16 protein-coding genes are annotated in these 16,462 nt (G+C 54.3%); 2 read left to right on the top strand and 14 right to left on the bottom strand.

All coding sequences use genetic code 11. The features are described 5' to 3' along the window. Window positions 1-441: 441 nt before the first annotated feature. From rplI to yjfP, 5 genes are all read right to left on the bottom strand, one after another. The gene (rplI, locus tag F7Q90_RS08405) at window positions 442-891 is read right to left on the bottom strand and encodes a 50S ribosomal protein L9 (RefSeq protein ID WP_006120926.1); all 450 of its coding nucleotides are present in this window, start codon (window positions 889-891) and stop codon (window positions 442-444) included. Between the two features lie 39 nt (window positions 892-930). After that, window positions 931-1,158: a 30S ribosomal protein S18 gene (gene rpsR / locus F7Q90_RS08400; RefSeq protein WP_000135199.1), complete on the bottom strand. Its 228-nt coding sequence runs from the start codon at window positions 1,156-1,158 to the stop codon at window positions 931-933. Window positions 1,159-1,162: 4 nt separating this feature from the next. Beyond that, window positions 1,163-1,480: a primosomal replication protein N gene (gene priB, locus F7Q90_RS08395; protein ID WP_006120927.1), complete on the bottom strand. Its 318-nt coding sequence runs from the start codon at window positions 1,478-1,480 to the stop codon at window positions 1,163-1,165. 6 nt (window positions 1,481-1,486) lie between these two features. After that, entirely contained in the window at window positions 1,487-1,882 is a 396-nt protein-coding gene (gene rpsF, locus F7Q90_RS08390) for a 30S ribosomal protein S6 (RefSeq protein WP_006120928.1), read from the bottom strand. Window positions 1,883-2,143: 261 nt separating this feature from the next. Further along, window positions 2,144-2,893, bottom strand: a complete 750-nt coding sequence (yjfP, locus tag F7Q90_RS08385; protein ID WP_006120929.1) for an esterase — start codon at window positions 2,891-2,893, stop codon at window positions 2,144-2,146. A 154-nt stretch (window positions 2,894-3,047) separates the two neighbouring features. Between yjfP and F7Q90_RS08380 the strand changes: the two genes are divergently transcribed. After that, entirely contained in the window at window positions 3,048-4,979 is a 1,932-nt protein-coding gene (locus F7Q90_RS08380; RefSeq protein WP_006120930.1) for a methyl-accepting chemotaxis protein, read from the top strand. 57 nt (window positions 4,980-5,036) lie between these two features. Further along, complete coding sequence (bsmA, locus tag F7Q90_RS08375) at window positions 5,037-5,363, top strand: biofilm peroxide resistance protein BsmA (protein ID WP_006120931.1); 327 nt, start codon at window positions 5,037-5,039, stop codon at window positions 5,361-5,363. Here bsmA and F7Q90_RS08370 read toward each other — a convergent pair. The 9 genes from F7Q90_RS08370 to hflX all read right to left on the bottom strand — a co-directional run bounded on the left by F7Q90_RS08370 (window position 5,337) and on the right by hflX (window position 16,392). After that, on the bottom strand, window positions 5,337-6,968 hold the full coding sequence (locus tag F7Q90_RS08370) for an isovaleryl-CoA dehydrogenase (protein ID WP_006120932.1): 1,632 nt from the start codon (window positions 6,966-6,968) through the stop codon (window positions 5,337-5,339). The two genes, bsmA and F7Q90_RS08370, sit on opposite strands and share 27 nt — an antisense overlap. 85 nt (window positions 6,969-7,053) lie before the next feature. Further along, entirely contained in the window at window positions 7,054-7,788 is a 735-nt protein-coding gene (rlmB, locus tag F7Q90_RS08365; protein WP_006120933.1) for a 23S rRNA (guanosine(2251)-2'-O)-methyltransferase RlmB, read from the bottom strand. A gap of 66 nt (window positions 7,789-7,854) precedes the next feature. Beyond that, window positions 7,855-10,290 carry a ribonuclease R gene (gene rnr, locus F7Q90_RS08360; RefSeq protein ID WP_006120935.1) on the bottom strand — a complete coding sequence of 812 codons (2,436 nt, stop codon included), beginning with the start codon at window positions 10,288-10,290 and terminating at the stop codon, window positions 7,855-7,857. Window positions 10,291-10,306: 16 nt separating this feature from the next. Beyond that, window positions 10,307-10,750: a nitric oxide-sensing transcriptional repressor NsrR gene (gene nsrR, locus F7Q90_RS08355; protein WP_006120936.1), complete on the bottom strand. Its 444-nt coding sequence runs from the start codon at window positions 10,748-10,750 to the stop codon at window positions 10,307-10,309. Window positions 10,751-10,972: 222 nt separating this feature from the next. Next, window positions 10,973-12,271: an adenylosuccinate synthase gene (locus F7Q90_RS08350; RefSeq protein ID WP_006120937.1), complete on the bottom strand. Its 1,299-nt coding sequence runs from the start codon at window positions 12,269-12,271 to the stop codon at window positions 10,973-10,975. A gap of 166 nt (window positions 12,272-12,437) precedes the next feature. Further along, window positions 12,438-12,638: a DUF2065 domain-containing protein gene (locus tag F7Q90_RS08345; protein ID WP_006120939.1), complete on the bottom strand. Its 201-nt coding sequence runs from the start codon at window positions 12,636-12,638 to the stop codon at window positions 12,438-12,440. Between the two features lie 55 nt (window positions 12,639-12,693). Further along, window positions 12,694-13,698 carry a protease modulator HflC gene (gene hflC / locus F7Q90_RS08340; protein WP_006120940.1) on the bottom strand — a complete coding sequence of 335 codons (1,005 nt, stop codon included), beginning with the start codon at window positions 13,696-13,698 and terminating at the stop codon, window positions 12,694-12,696. Between the two features lie 3 nt (window positions 13,699-13,701). Next, entirely contained in the window at window positions 13,702-14,934 is a 1,233-nt protein-coding gene (hflK, locus tag F7Q90_RS08335; RefSeq protein ID WP_006120941.1) for an FtsH protease activity modulator HflK, read from the bottom strand. A 177-nt stretch (window positions 14,935-15,111) separates the two neighbouring features. Next, window positions 15,112-16,392, bottom strand: coding sequence for a ribosome rescue GTPase HflX (hflX, locus tag F7Q90_RS08330; protein WP_006120942.1), 1,281 nt, complete (start codon window positions 16,390-16,392; stop codon window positions 15,112-15,114). Window positions 16,393-16,462: the final 70 nt, after the last annotated feature.

Here is a 16,462-nt window from a genome sequence, read left to right as displayed (position 1 = left end):
AATGGAGGCGAAGCGCCTCAAGGAGCCATGTCCGGTGTTTCACGCGATAGTGTCCATTAAAAAATGATGGACACTATTTTCCCGGAACCGGAGCCCGCTGCACAGACGGTTTAAATGTGACGCTTACGGTTTCCGGGCAGACCAACCGCAACGCAAGCGGATAGCCGCGTCAGCACAGATGACGGAGCGTGGTCGCTGATGTCGCGTCGTCACCCTGATGCGCTGAGGGTTTAGCCGCACATATCATCGTCACCTTTTAATCGGCAAACAGCGCGTTGATCGCATGAGGATCGGGTTGTCCGGTACGCCTTTATGTGATGGCGAAGATGCGGGTGCCGGTGAAGAGGGATGGGGCCGGGCAGAAAAAGAAAGGGTGTTAACGACTGAAAACAAAAACGCCGACACAAGTGTCGGCGTTCAGGTGCGGCAGGCTAATAAAAATTAACCTGCAACCACGTTCACGATCAGTTTCGCGAATACTTCGCTGTGAACCTGGAAGTCCACTTCGTGCTCACCGGTGGTGCGCAGAACGCCGTTCGGTAAACGAACTTCGCTCTTAGCAACGTCAACGCCAGCTGCAGTAACAGCGTCAGCGATGTCGCGGGTACCGATGGAACCGAACAGTTTACCTTCATCGCCTGCTTTAGACGTGATGGTAACAGTGCCCAGTGCGTTGATTTTTTCTGCGCGCGCGTTAGATGCTGCCAGAACGTCAGCCAGTTTGGCTTCCAGTTCTGCACGGCGTGCTTCGAAGAATTCAACGTTTTTCTTGGTAGCAGGAACAGCTTTACCCTGAGGAACCAGGAAGTTACGAGCGTAGCCCGCTTTAACGTTAACCTGATCACCCAGGCTGCCCAGGTTTGCTACTTTATCAAGCAGAATAACTTGCATTACCTTATCCTCTTAAAGTCGTTAATGGACAGTTGCCGATTACTGATGACGATCAGTGTACGGCAGCAGAGACAGGTAACGCGCGCGCTTGATAGCACGAGCCAGCTGACGCTGGTATTTTGCGCGAGTACCAGTGATACGGCTTGGTACAATCTTGCCGCTTTCAGTGATGTAGTTTTTCAGCGTTGCGATATCTTTATAATCGATCTCTTGAACGCCTTCCGCGGTGAAACGGCAGAACTTGCGACGACGGAAATAACGTGCCATTTGGCTAGTCTCCAGAATCTATCAATTCAATCTGCTCGGCATGTAACACCATTTTACTCTGACCATTTCGCGCCTGATGGCAGCTAATAAAGCCTTCGAGAATGAGTTGCGTGCCGACCGTTATATGTTGAGTAATCACCTGATGGGCGCTGCCGCTAAGAATAACAGGCATTCGACACCAGGCTTGCCGGTGAAATCCGGCTTCCATCTGCACCGAGTTGTGCTCAAGCACGAACTGACAGTGCGGAATTCCTGACGGGCTAATTTTTCGAACTGGCGTCTTACACACGGTGCCAGACAGGCGCAGCCGATTAACCGTCACGATGGATTACTCTTCAGAATCCCCAGCATCTGAGTCATCAGCGGATTCGTTAGCAAAATCTTCGCGGCGCTCACGACGCTCGTCTTTCGCTTTAACCATCGGTGATGCTTCAGTTACCGCGTTTTTAACGCGCATAACCATGCTGCGGATAACGGCGTCGTTGAAGCGGAAGTTCGTTTCCAGCTCGTCAATCACTTCCTGCGGCGCTTCTACGTTCATCAGAACATAGTGTGCTTTGTGCAGTTTGTTGATTGGGTAAGCCAGCTGACGGCGGCCCCAGTCTTCCAGACGGTGGATCGTGCCTTCTGCACCAGTGATAGCACCAGTGTAACGCTCGATCATGCCAGGAACCTGTTCGCTCTGGTCAGGATGAACCATAAATACGATTTCGTAATGACGCATCGAAATTGCTCCTTACGGATTATTCAGCCTCCTGTCAGGGTCAGCTGCGGCCCACGGAAGCAAGGAACGTTATAGGTTGTGAATCACCGAAATGACACACACCTCTGAATGCAGCTGAAAAATTGACGCGTAATCATACTGGCGTGGGCGGACAAACTCAAGCGGGGATTTCATTTAAATCGGCGGGAGACCGCCCCGCTCCCGCGCTTATGTGTGAAAAGCAAGCAAGGGCCAAAGCAAGAGGGCGGTTTCGTTAACGGATCAGAGTTGACGCTTAAAAAAGCTGACCAGCGCGGTCAGACCTGACGGCGTAATTTTGTGTCCGATATGCGTTTCGGACAGCGTGGTCAGGTGGGCATCAAGCCCCTTTTCGCGTAATGCCCGATCCAGGCGCTGAGTTTCAGCAAAAGGCACCACTTCATCGGCATCACCGTGCCACAACAAAAGTGGCCGGTTCGCCAGGTTCTGCAGCCGGGCTGAAGGATCATAGTCCGCCAGCGACGCCATACGTGCTGTGAACTGGGCTTTCTGTTCTTCGTTCGTTACCACCACAGGCGGAAACAACGTATGACTGAGCTGCATAAAGTAGCCTGACCCCATCATGCAGGCAACGCTGTGGATGTGTGAATAGCGCGCCATAATCCCCAGCGCCGTCATGCCTCCCATTGAGGCGCCAGCAACGGCAAAGCGCGCATCGGCAATCAGATCGTCGGCACGTAAGGCGGCCTCGATAGCCGGAAATTCATCAATGTTCTGTTTGAGGATGTCCCAGAAATGGCGCAACCGCGTCTCGGCATCACCGTTATAACGCGCACCATGCATGTCGGCATCGGGCATAACGGCACGGAAGCCTGCCTGCGCCAGCGCAACGGCAAAGTAAGCGTACACCTCTTTGGATGAGGTAAACCCGTGATAGAAAACGAGGGTGGGTAAGCGCTGGCGACGCTGACCCGCAGGCGCAGCATGCAGGCACTCGATTCCTGCAAACCTTTCCGTGGTGAGCTCTATCATTTTTTCTCCTCTCCGACGACAAATTGAGACGACATATTAGGGGTTTAATGTAATTCCGCGCTTCACAACATCATAAAGGCAATAATTTCTTAACTAAACATTTGCGCCGCGCTGCCGTTGTTAGTGCATATTTGACAAAAAATAAAGGTACTTTATGAAACGTTTCTCTCTCAGCAGAACAAGCCTTGGAGTGAAGCTGTGCGACTTAACTTCAGTAAGTGTAGGCGTTTTATTGTTAGTTTTGACGCTGATTCAAAGTCAAAATGCTTCACGCCAGTTGGAAAGTCTCGCCATGGATGACATGGTCAATCAGGTGCAGGGCATTACTGAAATGGCGTCCATGTTTAACGCGACGCTGACGCAGGAAGTGGGCAATTATACTCAACTGTTTGTCAGCTTTTTGCCTAAGCGTTTCAGCCGCGATGAAACTTCACGTATTCAGGTGGGCGAGTTTTCAACACCGACTCTGCGGGCCGGGCTCAAAACGCTGAACCTCGATCAAATTGCCGTAGATGATTTTACGGATCGTACGTCGGCCGTCGCCACCATCTTTGTGCGTGATGGTGATAATTTCATTCGTGTTTCCACCTCGCTGAAAAAAGAAGATGGCAGCCGGGCCATTGGCACCCAGCTTGATCGGACCAGTGGGGCCTGGAAAAAAGTGACGCAAGGCGAGATCTACCGTGGACTGGCCACCCTGTTTGGTCACCGTTATATCACGCAGTATCAGCCCGTTAAAGACGACAGCGGTACCGTGATTGCCATTATTTTTGTTGGCGTACAGATCGATAAACAGTACGGCCTGATGCGCGAAAAAGTGCTGGCACGTCGTCTGGGCGACAGTGGGCATTTCTACGTGTTAAACGGCACGCCAGGTGCTATGCAGGGGCAGTACCTGTTTGATAAACAGGCTGAAGGTAAACGTCCCGACTGGCAGGAGGGCGTGCTTAACGCGATGCTGACGCAGCCTGAGGGCGTACAGCAAGCCGATATTGATGGGGAAACCAAAATGCTGGCCTGGCAACAGTTGCCTGGCTGGAACTGGATTGTGGTCGGTGAGGTCAACCGCGACAGCCTGCTGGCACCGGTGATTCACAGCCGCAATATGTTCCTCATAACCGGCCTGATTCTGGTCTTGCTGTTTGCGCCGTGTTTTGTCTGGTACAGCCGTCGTGCCATTACGCGTCCGTTACAGCAGGTCATCCATTTGGCTGAGCAATACGCGGCCGGTAACTTACTGGTTCATCTGGCTACGACGCGCCACGATGAAGTGGGTCAGCTGATTAATGCCATTAACGGGATTGGCGAAGGGCTGGAGAAAATAGTCGCGCAGGTTCGCCGTGCCGCGCAGGAAATCAGCGATGGCACGGATACCATTGCCGCCAGCAGTCACAACATCAGTGAGCAAATTGGGCGCCAAGCAAGCAGCGTTGAAGAGACATCGGCCAGCATGGAGCAGTTTGGTGCGACCGTTGAGCATACCGCCGACAGCCTGCGTCAGGCCATGTCGCTGGTGGCCGAGGCCAGCAGTATTGTGGATAACGGCAACCAGACGGTCACCCGTTCGGTCAACACCATGTCCGCCATTAACGTTTCGTCGCAGAGCATCGCTGACATTACGCACGTTATTGAGTCCATTGCCTTCCAGACCAATATTCTGGCGCTGAACGCCGCGGTGGAAGCCGCCCGGGCGGGTGAGCACGGGCGCGGCTTCGCCGTCGTTGCCGCCGAAGTACGGGCGCTGGCACAGCGTTCCGCCCAGGCAGCAAAAGAAATTGATACGTTGATTGCGACCTCAATACGTCACGTTGCTGAAGGCCATGCATTGTCGGAACAAACCCGCGATGCGATGAGCGAAATTGTGACGCATATTGAGCAGGTTCAGGCGTTAATGGGTGAAATTAACGTCGCCGCACAACAGCAAACGGCAGGCATTGGCCTGGTTAACCTGGCGATGAATCAGATTAGCCAGGCCACGCATCAGAACAGTGAACTGGTTACGCAGGCAGAACAGACAGCCCAGAGCCTGAGTGATAAAGGCCACCACCTGACGCAGCTTGTCAGCGTTTTCTCGATTAAGTCGTGATGATCGTGGGGCGGTGGCTTACACTTATCCTGTTAAGGTGACTCTCAAGGATTAGCTATGCGTTATGTTATGTTACTGACGTTGAGTCTGTTGTTGAGTAGCTGCGCGGCGTTTCAGGAGACGCCGAAAGCCCCGCCCGCGCCAACGGCTCAGGCGCAGTCGATTACCCGCGCGCAAAGCTATGGTTTACCGAAGCTCGGTACGATTAGCGCCAGCGTGAGAGGCTCACCGGATGACGCGGAGCGGGCGATTGCTGCGCGCGCGAATCAGGCAGGCGCCGTTTATTATCAGATTCTGATGGTCGACGAAACGATAACGCCTGGCATCTGGTATACCACCGCGATCCTCTACGGTGCCTCACCGGCCGCTGGCGCGCGCCAGTAGGCGATCGGCCAGTGCCGCATCGATAGTGGGTTCGCCCCGCGTATCCAGCCACTGGCCGCACCAGGCATCCGCCAGTCGCGGTTCAGCGTGGCGTAACAGCTGAACCGCTGTGGCCAACTGCAGGATGTCCTGTGTTAACGTCCGCGCCTGGGCTTCATCGTGTTTGCCCAGGCGCAGCTTCAGTTGACGCCAGCGTCTGTCGAAGTGGCGGTTAACGCCCTTTACCTCATCACATTCCCGAATTAACGCCTCCACGATGCCGCTCTTTTTGCTTATCACACGCAGAACATCCAGACACATCACATTGCCTGAGCCTTCCCAGATGCTGTTAACGGGCATATCACGGTAAAGCCGGGGCAGTTCGCTTTCCTCGCAGTAGCCATTGCCTCCCAGCATTTCCATGGATTCTGCTACAAACGGCATGCCCGCTTTGCAAATCACAAACTTCGCCTCGGGGGTTAACAGCCGGGCAAACGCCGCCTGATTCGCGTCATCCGCCTGCGACCAGGCACGCGCCAGCCGCATCAGTAAGGCCGTTTGCCCTTCCAGTTGTAGCGCCTGACGCGCTAACACCTGACGCATCAGGGGCTGATCCACCAGATTTTTTCCCATCACCTGGCGCTGGTGGGCATGGTAAAGGGCGACGGAGAAGGCCCGGCGCATTTGTCCGTGGCTGCCCAGCGCACAGTCAAAGCGCGTCATGCCGGCCATTTTCAGGATCAGGCGCACGCCTTCGCCCTCTTCACCCAGCAGCCAGCCGGTTGCGTCTTTGAACTCCACTTCACTACTGGCATTGGCGCGGTTACCGAGTTTGTCTTTTAAGCGCTCAATGAAAATGGCGTTATGTGACCCGTCCGGCAGCAGGCGAGGCAGAAAGAAACAGCTGAGTCCCTGCTGCGTTTGCGCCAGGATGACGTGGGCATCGCTTTGCGGTACAGAGAAAAACCATTTATGGCCGATGAGGCGATACGCTTTGCCACTTCCCCGTCCCTGCAGCGGCTCTGCGCGCGTGGTATTCGTCAGCACATCGCTGCCGCCCTGCTTTTCAGTCATCCCCATGCCGATCAACAGTCCACGCTTCTGATCGCCCGGCATCGCATGTGTGTCGTAACGATCGCTGAGTAATGGCTCAAGCCAGCCCCGAAACGCGGTGGGCAGATAGCGTTGCAGCAAGGGAATCGCGGCGTGCGTCATCGTCACCGGGCAAAGCGTGCCGGCCTCAACCTGGGCATGCAAAATAAACCGGGCCGCGCGCGCCACGCTGGCGTTTGGCTGTACATCATCAGGCTGCCAGCTGAGGTTATGCAGACGGCTGCTGCACACGCCCTGCATCAGCAGATGCCAGGCAGGATGAAAGCGCACGTCATCCACTCTTACGCCGCGCGCATCATAGCGGTGAAGTTCAGGAGGACAGGTATTCGCAAGCCGCCCCAGCTCCAGCGACTCTGCACTGCCCAGTTGACTGCCTACCGATGCCAGCCAGTCGCTGTCCCCTCCGCCGCCTTCACGCAACAGCGCGTCACATAACGGCACATCAGACAGAAACAGGTTGCTGTTACTGAGAGGAAAAGGTTGATTAAACACGGTGTGAGTTGTCCAGGTCATAACGGCTCCTCGCGGATATCACTCACTCAGTATGTAAGGTGAGTGGCCATTATGACCGGACATAAAACCTAATTTGCGGCGGCGATCACGCGTTGCGCTGACGCACCGCCTCAAACAAACAGACGCCCGTTGCGACTGAAACATTGAGAGAGGAAACGCTTCCTGCCATTGGAATGCTGATCAGTTCGTCACAGTGCTCACGCGTCAGGCGGCGCATGCCTTCGCCTTCCGCGCCCATGACCAGCGCCATCGGGCCTGTCATCTTACTTTGATAAACGGTGTGGTCGGCTTCACCAGCGGTACCCACAACCCAGATGTGATATTCCTGTAGCAGACGTAAGGTACGCGCCAGATTCGTGACCCTGATTAACGGGATGTTTTCCGCTGCACCGCTGGCCACTTTTTTAGCGGTTGCGTTCAGGGGCGCAGAGCGATCTTTCGGCACGATAACGGCATGTACGCCCGCCGCGTCGGCACTGCGCAGGCAGGCACCCAGGTTATGCGGATCGGTGACGCCATCCAGCACCAGCAGGAAGGGTTTCTCCAGGCTCTGCAGCAGATCCGGCAGATCGCCCTCCTGATACTGCCGACCCGGCTTAACACGTGCCACGATGCCCTGATGTACGCCGCCTTCGGCCTGGCTGTCCAGCCATGTGCGGTCGGCCAGCTGAATGACGATCCCTTGAGCTTCCAGCGCGGTCACCAGCGGTTGCAGTCGACGATCGTCGCGGCCTTTGAGAATAAAGACTTCCTGGAAACGTTGTGGGTCACGTTCCAGCAACGCCTGCACGGCATGGATACCAAAAATAATTTCGCTCATCAATCTGCTCAGTGGTTGGAAATAAATGGATAACAGCCCCTGCGCGAACGCAGAGGCCTGGGCGCATCAGGCAGGCTTCGCCTTCTTCGCGGCGCGCTTCGCCTTAGTGGCGGCGGCGATTTTACGGGTTTTCTCCGAAACTTTTTTACTTTTTTTCTCAGTCTTTGCCGCAGCAGGCTTGCTGCCACTCTTGCGGAAAGCGGAATCCGGTTCAAAGTTGGTTTTACGGCTGGCCTGGCGACGGCGTTTGGTTGGTGCTTTACCGTCCCGCTTCGCCTTGTCACGTTCGGTTTTCCCTTCGCCGCGCACCTGACGCTTGCTGGATATCAACGCAAAGTCAATCTTGCGCTCGTCCATATGGACCGCTTCAACACGCACTTCAACCGCATCACCTAAGCGATACGTGCGTCCACCGGATTCACCGATCAACCGCTGCCCCACCGGATCAAAGCGGTAGTAATCATTGTCCAGTGTCGACACATGCACCAGGCCGTCGATAAACAGATCGCTGAGACGGACAAAGAAGCCAAAGCCGGTAACGCTGGAGATGACACCATTGAAGACATTACCGACCTGATCCTGCATAAAGTCACATTTCAGCCAGTCGGCGACATCGCGGGTGGCTTCGTCGGCACGACGCTCGGTCATGGAACAGTGCTGGCCCAGTTGCAGCATCTGCTGCATATCGTAGTGATAACCGCCCGTTGGTGTCGTCAGGCCTTTCACGTCGCCCTGCTCTTTAGCCAGCAAATACTTGATGGCGCGGTGCAGGAGTAAATCCGGATAACGGCGAATGGGTGAAGTGAAGTGAGCATATGACGCCAGCGCCAGGCCAAAGTGCCCACGGTTTTCCGGGTCGTACACCGCCTGTTTCATGGAGCGCAGCAGCATGGTTTGCAGCATTTCCGCATCCGGACGATCGGCAACCTGCTCCAGCAACGCGGCGTAGTCGACAGGCTGCGGTTTATTGCCTCCAGGCAGACTCAGGCCAAGTTCATTTAATACGGTGCGGAAACTTTTGATGCTGTCGTCGCTGGGGCGATCGTGATCGCGGAACAGCGCAGGCTCCTGATTCTTCTCCACGAAGCGGGCAGAGGCAATGTTTGCCAGAATCATGCACTCTTCAATCAGCTTGTGGGCGTCATTGCGCGAGGTGCGTTCAACGCGTTCGATGCGGCGTTCAGCGTTGAAAATAAACTTCGCTTCTTCTGTCTCAAAGGAGATACCACCCCGTTCTTCGCGGGCGGTTTCCAGTACCTGGTACATGTTGTGCAGTTCCTGCAGGTCTTTGACCAGCGGCGCGTACTGCTCACACAGCTCCGGGTTGCCTTGCAGAATATTCCACACTTTGGTGTAGGTCAGACGCGCATGGGAGTTCATCACCGCTTCATAGTGTTTAAAGCCGGTGAGTTTACCTTTTGCCGATACGGTCATTTCGCACACCATACACAGGCGATCGACCTGAGGATTCAGCGAGCACAAGCCGTTCGACAGCACTTCCGGCAGCATCGGCACTACCTGCGAAGGGAAATATACCGATGTCCCGCGCTGCTGTGCTTCGTTATCCAGCGGTGTGCCGGGGCGAACATAGTAACTGACGTCCGCAATGGCCACCCACAGACGCCAGCCACCTCCGCGCTTTTTCTCGCAGTAAACCGCGTCATCAAAATCGCGGGCATCCTCACCGTCGATAGTGACTAACGGCAACTGGCGCAGATCGACCCGGCCTTTTTTCGCCGACTCGGGCACCTCTTCACTCAGCTTGCTCACCTGAGCTTCAACCTCTGGCGGCCAGCTGTGCGGAATTTCATGGGTGCGCAGCGCCATATCCACGGCCAGGCTGGTGCCCATATCATCGCCCAGAATCTCGGCGATTTTACCGATTGCCTTCGAACGGCGGGTTGGACGTTGTAAAAGCTCAACGACCACGACGGACCCCATACGGGCATTCATGGTTTCTTCAGGCCCGATCAGAATATCGAAGCTCAGACGACTGTCGTCGGGCACAACAAAGCCGACGCCGGCATCGGTGAAATAGCGGCCGACAATTTGATTATTGCGCGGTTCCTGAACCCGAACGACACGCGCTTCGCGGCGACCTTTCCGATCGGCCCCCAGCGGTTGGGCCAGGATGACATCGCCATGCATACAAAATTTCATCTGTTCGGCAGAAAGATACAGATCGTCTTTTTGCCCTTCAACGCGTAAAAAGCCATAGCCATCGCGATGACCAATGACCTTTCCACGCAGCAGATCAAGACGTTCAGGCAGGGCATAACACTGGCGGCGGGTGAAAACTAACTGGCCATCACGTTCCATTGCACGTAAACGACGGCGTAAGGCTTCGAGGTGCTCTTCTTCCTGCAAATTCATTTCTTGTGCCAGCTCTTCGCGGCTGGCGGGTTTTTCGCGTTTTTCTAATAAAGCCAGAATAAATTCACGGCTTGGAATAGGGTTTTCGTACTTTTCAGCTTCTCTGTCCAGAAAAGGATCTTTTGACATTACGGTTCCTCCGATGTCATTGAGTATTCATTGCCACCGGCGGTTCAGACAATACAATTTCATATAAAGGCGTATTACCTTCCACTAAATCTGCCAGCGTATAGCCGTCCAGTTCTTTTAAAAATAACTGCACGGCATCATGTAAGGCCTGCTTAAGGCGACAGGCAGGCGTGATAGAGCACCGGGCGCAGTCAACCAACTGCAAAGGTTCCATTTTGCGAACCACATCACCAATGATGATATTTCCCGGAGGCATTCCCAGACGAATGCCCCCATTTTTGCCACGTATGGCCGCAACAAACCCAGCACGACTAAGTTGATTGATAATTTTGACCATATGATTACGCGACACGCCATACGTATCGGTGACCTCTGTAATACTGGTTAGTCTGCCTTCCGGCAGCGTGGCCATATAAATCAACGCCCTCAGGCCGTAGTCGGTAAAACTTGTTAGCTGCACAGTGACCTCAGTCAATCATTCGGTGGCACCTGTATGCTCGCCCGTCCTGTTGTTTATTTCAATATTGAACTGGTTCTGACGTATTTCGCTACGATGATAAACCAGAGTGTTGGCGGCTGTGTATTTTTTTCAGCCAGTGTAGAGTTGGACAAGCGAAGGGAATTTTAGTGGCATTAAATCACATAAAAAACAAAGGCCGGACATTGTCCGGCCAGATGATGATTACGCGCTGAATGGGTCACGCAGAATCATTGTCTCGCTACGATCAGGGCCGGTTGAAATAATATCAATCGGCACACCGGTCACTTCTTCTACACGTTTGATGTAGTTGCGCGCCGCCTGAGGCAGGCCTTCCAGCGTTTTAACGCCAAAAGTGGTTTCGCTCCAGCCCGGCTGGGTTTCATAGATCGGCTCAATGCCTTCCCAGTTCTCAGCAGCCAGCGGCGTAGTGGTGACTTCACTGCCGTCAGGCATGCGATAAGCCACGCAAATTTTTACTTCTTTCAGACCATCCAGTACATCCAGCTTGGTCATGCAGAAACCAGACAGTGAGTTGATCTGCACCGCACGGCGGACCGCAACGGCATCCAGCCAGCCCGTACGACGGCGGCGGCCTGTAGTGGCACCAAATTCGTTACCTTGCTTGCAAAGGAACTCACCGGTTTCATCGAACAGCTCGGTAGGGAACGGACCCGCACCCACACGCGTTGAGTAGGCTTTAACAATACCCAGTACGTAATCGACAAAACGCGGGCCGATACCTGAACCTGTCGCCACGCCACCAGCGGTGGTGTTAGACGAGGTCACATAGGGATAGGTACCGTGATCGATATCCAGCAGTGTTCCCTGCGCGCCTTCAAACATAATCAGATCGCCACGCTTACGCGCCGTATCCAGCAGTTCAGACACATCGACCACCATGCCGGTCAGGATGTCGGCAACCGCCATGACATCGTTTAGCACTTTATCGTAGTCGACGGCTTCTTCTTTGTAATAATTCACCAGCTGGAAGTTATAGAGATCCATCACTTCTTTCAGCTTGGCAGCAAAGGTTTCTTTGTTGAACAGGTCGCTGACGCGCAGTGCACGACGGGCAACTTTGTCTTCGTAAGCCGGTCCGATGCCACGGCCCGTCGTCCCGATCGCTTTTGCACCGCGCGCTTTTTCGCGCGCCATGTCCATGGCGACATGGTATTGCAGGATCAGCGGACAGGCTTCAGAAATCAGCAGACGTTCGCGTACGGGAATCCCACGCTCTTCCAGGCCTTTCATCTCTTTCATCAATGCTTCAGGAGAGAGAACCACGCCATTACCAATGATGCTGGTAACGTTATCACGCAGGATGCCAGAAGGGATTAAGTGGAGAACGGTTTTTTCACCGTTGATGACAAGTGTATGGCCCGCATTGTGGCCGCCTTGATAACGCACCACGTAGTTAGCGCGCTCAGTCAGAAGGTCTACAATCTTACCTTTACCTTCGTCACCCCATTGGGTGCCCAGTACGACGACGTTCTTACCCATTTCTCAAAATCACCGATTGCTTAAAAAAGGATTCTACCATCTGATTTTATGGTTTTCAGCACTTTTAGCACACGATTGCGCGCTTTTTTGCCTGCGTTTTGATCACTACTACATCCAGGGGGTAAACACGACTTCAGATACCACACAGACGGCGAGCGCCACCTTATCAGGCTTCGCCATGCAGCCGCAGCATGCAGTAAATCACCACGCCGGCAACCACTAATCCCCCACCAAAACGGTGTAAAAGCCGATCGGGCAACTGGGTCATGCTCAACACTACGCGCCGCCACAGCCGTGGCATAAACATCGGCCCCAGTCCCTCGAGCACTAAAACCAATGCCAGTGCCATCCAGATATTTACGTTCATTCCGCATCCAAAAAAAAGGCCGACAACATTGTCGGCCTGTCAGTTATATCAGTTCTTAGCGCGTGGCGTTAGACGGTGCCTTCATATAGCGGAAGAAGTCACTGTCCGGGCTCAACACCATCACGTCCTGATTTTCGTTGAAGCTGTTTTCATAAGCACGCAGGCTGCGGATAAAGGCGTAGAAATCCGGATCCTGACTGAAAGCATTCGCAAACAGTTTTGCCGCTTCTGCATCGCCATCGCCGCGAGTAATCAGGGCTTCACGCTGGGCTTCTGCCAGCGTACGGGTAACCTGATAGTCAGCCTGAGCACGCAGTTTTTCCGCCTCTTCCTGGCCTTGTGAACGCTGGCTACGCGCAACCGCTTCACGCTCGGCGCGCATACGGTTAAAGATCGCATCTGAGACTTCCGTCGGCAGATTGATCTGCTTGATCCGCACGTCAACAACCTGAATCCCTAACGCCGCCATACTGTTTGGATTTGGCGCAGGTTCACTGCTGTTGGTTTCCCGTTCAACCCGTGCCGCTGCGCTGGCGATAGCATCATCTGCGGCTGGTGTAGACACGTCATCGTCACCGCCTGCCGTACCGGTATTCAGCGCATCGCGGACATCCGTGGTCAAACGACCACGAGAATCGGTCACGATGTCTTTCACGTCGAGACGGCCCATTTCTGAACGTAAACGGTCACTGAATTTACGCTTCAGCAGCACTTCGGCCTGAGACACATCCCCACCACCGGTTGCCAGGTAGTAGCGACTGAAATCGCTGATGCGCCACTTAATGTAAGAGTCGACAATCAGATCTTTCTTCTCTTTGGTGACGAAGCGATCGGCCTGGTTATCCATGGTCTGGATACGCGCATCCAGCATTTTAACCGTTTCGATAAACGGAATCTTGAAATGCAGACCCGGTGCAAAAACCTGAGGCTTGTTTTCGCTGTCGCGCAGGACTTTACCAAAGCGCAGGACAATACCGCGCTCACCTTCCTGTACCACGAAGAGCGACGCATAAATGGCGACCAACGCGATAATAATGACAACTATGACTGGCTTACGCATTGATTACTCTCTCCCTTCGCGCTGGGTATCGTTGCGCAGAGCGTTGGCTCGACGCTGATCCATGATGCTGTCTGGACTGTATGACGACGTGTCCGTGCGGCTTGCACTCTGATCGGAAAGTGACGGCAATGCTGTGCTGCTCTTTTGCCCGTTCTTCGCAGAGGAAGACTGAACACCACGCATCAGTTGATCGAGAGGCAGAACCATCAGGTTGTTACCACGATCGTTCACCAGCACTTTACGTGTATGACTCAGAACACGCTCCATGGTCTCAATGTACAGACGCTCTTTGGTAATTTCCGGCGCGGCTTTGTATTCTGGTAAAAGCTTGGCAAAACGCGCCACTTCACCCTGTGCTTCCAGCACCGTGCGCTCTTTGTAAGCACGTGCTTCTTCCAGCACACGCTGCGCACGACCGTTAGCCCGCGGCTGAACTTCGTTCGCATAGGCTTCCGCTTCACGCACATACTGCTCACGGTTTTCACGCGCGGCAATCGCATCATCAAACGCTGACTTCACTTCTTCAGGAGGACGCGCCGCCTGGAAGTTAACGTCAAGCACCGTGATGCCCATATGGTACGGGCGAATGGTTTCGTCGATTTCGCGCTGCGTTTCGCTACGCACGACCGTACGACCTTCTGTCAGAATACGATCCATGGTAGAGCGACCAATTACGCCGCGCAGCGCACTGTCCGTTGCCTGACGCAGGCTGTCGTCCGGGCTGGTAACAGAGAACAAATAGCGTTCCGGATCGGTTACGCGGTACTGCACGTTCATCTCCACGCGCACGACGTTTTCATCAGAGGTCAGCATGACGCCCGATGCCGCCAGTTCACGCACGGCTTCGACATTCACGGCGCGGACCTGATCGATAAAGGTGGGCTTCCAGTTCAGGCCTGGCTCAACGATGTGGCTGAACTTACCAAAGCGCGTGACAACACCGCGTTCCGCTTCTTTGATCGTATAAAATCCGCTTGCTGCCCAGATCACCACTGCCGCAACAGCGACAATGCCAAAAAGTTTGCCGCTACCGCCGGAACTGCGCTGACCATTGTCACCTTTATTGCCGCCGCCGAATCCGCCAAGCTTTTTACTCAGCTTGCGGAAGATATCATCCAGATCAGGAGGCCCAGATTCCTTACCTCCCTTATTCCCCCCAGAGTTGCCGCCTTGATTATTGCTGCTTCCCCACGGGTCGCGGTCCTGTCCGTTATTTCCGGGCTGATTCCACGCCATGTCATTACTCCATTTATAGTTTTAGCGGCTTACCCTTGTGATTTTCCGTTGTGGCGGCATTGGCTGCGTCTGTGTTCCCGACTCGCCGACCAGGTGAAGAGAGTGGCCGTCGGGAAATATGTCAACTAACGCCGCGCAACAACATAAAATCGTCAGGGTAAGTTCGGTTTGGCAATCTCAAACAATATAACTGGTCAGCGACGGCTCCTGCTTGCATAAGCGGTGCCAGTCAACAATCGGCATTCGCACATGCAACCCCACACTGCCGTCCTCTTCGTTCCACTCTTTTTCAATCGCCTGCAACTGATAGAAACGGCTGCGTAAGCGCCCCGCATCCGGTGGCAAACGTAAATCGTACTGGGCAATCTCGCCCGACAGACGCTCGGACAGCGCCTGCCATAACAGCGGAATCCCCGCCCCCGTCTGCGCAGAGAGCCATACTCGCACCGGCAGGTTATTTTCGTCACGGTCAATGCGCGGTTCAAAACCGTCCAGCATATCGATCTTATTCATGATCAGTAACGCGGGAATTTCATCGGCTTCGATTTCTTCAAGCACCTCATTGACAGCATCTATGTTTTCATTGACCCGTACGTCGGCTGCATCGATCACATGCATCAGCAACGTGGCCTGGCGGGTTTCCTGCAAGGTAGCTTTAAATGCGGCCACTAAATCATGCGGCAGATGGCGGATGAAGCCGACGGTATCGGCCAGCACAACTTCACCGACATCGGCAACATTCAGGCGACGCAGCGTGGGATCCAGCGTGGCAAACAGCTGATCCGCGGCATAAACGTTGGCAGAGGTGATGGCGTTAAAAAGGGTAGACTTGCCGGCGTTGGTGTAACCCACCAGCGAGACAGTCGGCACATCGGCTTTAGCGCGCGCCTGTCGTCCCTGCTCGCGCTGTTTTTCAACGCGTTCCAGACGTGACAAAATCTGGCTGATACGGCCACGCAATAAACGGCGGTCGGTTTCTAACTGCGTTTCACCCGGGCCACGCAGGCCAATACCGCCTTTCTGGCGTTCAAGGTGCGTCCAGCCTCGTACCAGGCGTGTTGCCAGGTGACGCAACTGCGCCAGCTCAACCTGCAATTTCCCCTCATGGGTACGTGCACGTTGGGCAAAAATATCAAGAATCAGGCCAGTGCGGTCGATAACACGGCACTCGCACAGGCGCTCAAGATTACGTTCCTGAGCGGGCGTTAAGGCATGATCGAAAAGGACGACCGATGCTCCACTTGTTTTTACCGCATCGGCAATTTCAACGGCTTTTCCTTCACCGACAAAATACTTGGGATGTGGCGCTTTACGACTGCCGGTGACAACCTGCAGTGCTTCAACGCCAGCAGAAGAAACCAGGGTTTCGAATTCCTGTAAATCTTCGAGCTCTTTGTCTTGGGAGAACCAGATGTGTACCAGTACGGCCTGCTCACCGGCATCATAACGGTCAAACAAGCTATAACCTCGCTTATATAAAAAGACCAGGACGGAAAACCTGAGGCTTTCCAGTCCTGGTTAAACGGTG

Origin of the sequence: Pantoea stewartii subsp. stewartii, assembly GCF_008801695.1 — a bacterium.
Taxonomy (GTDB): Bacteria; Pseudomonadota; Gammaproteobacteria; order Enterobacterales; family Enterobacteriaceae; genus Pantoea; species Pantoea stewartii.
Note: the sequence above shows the minus strand (reverse complement) of the source record. Positions and strands in the feature narration are given on the sequence as shown.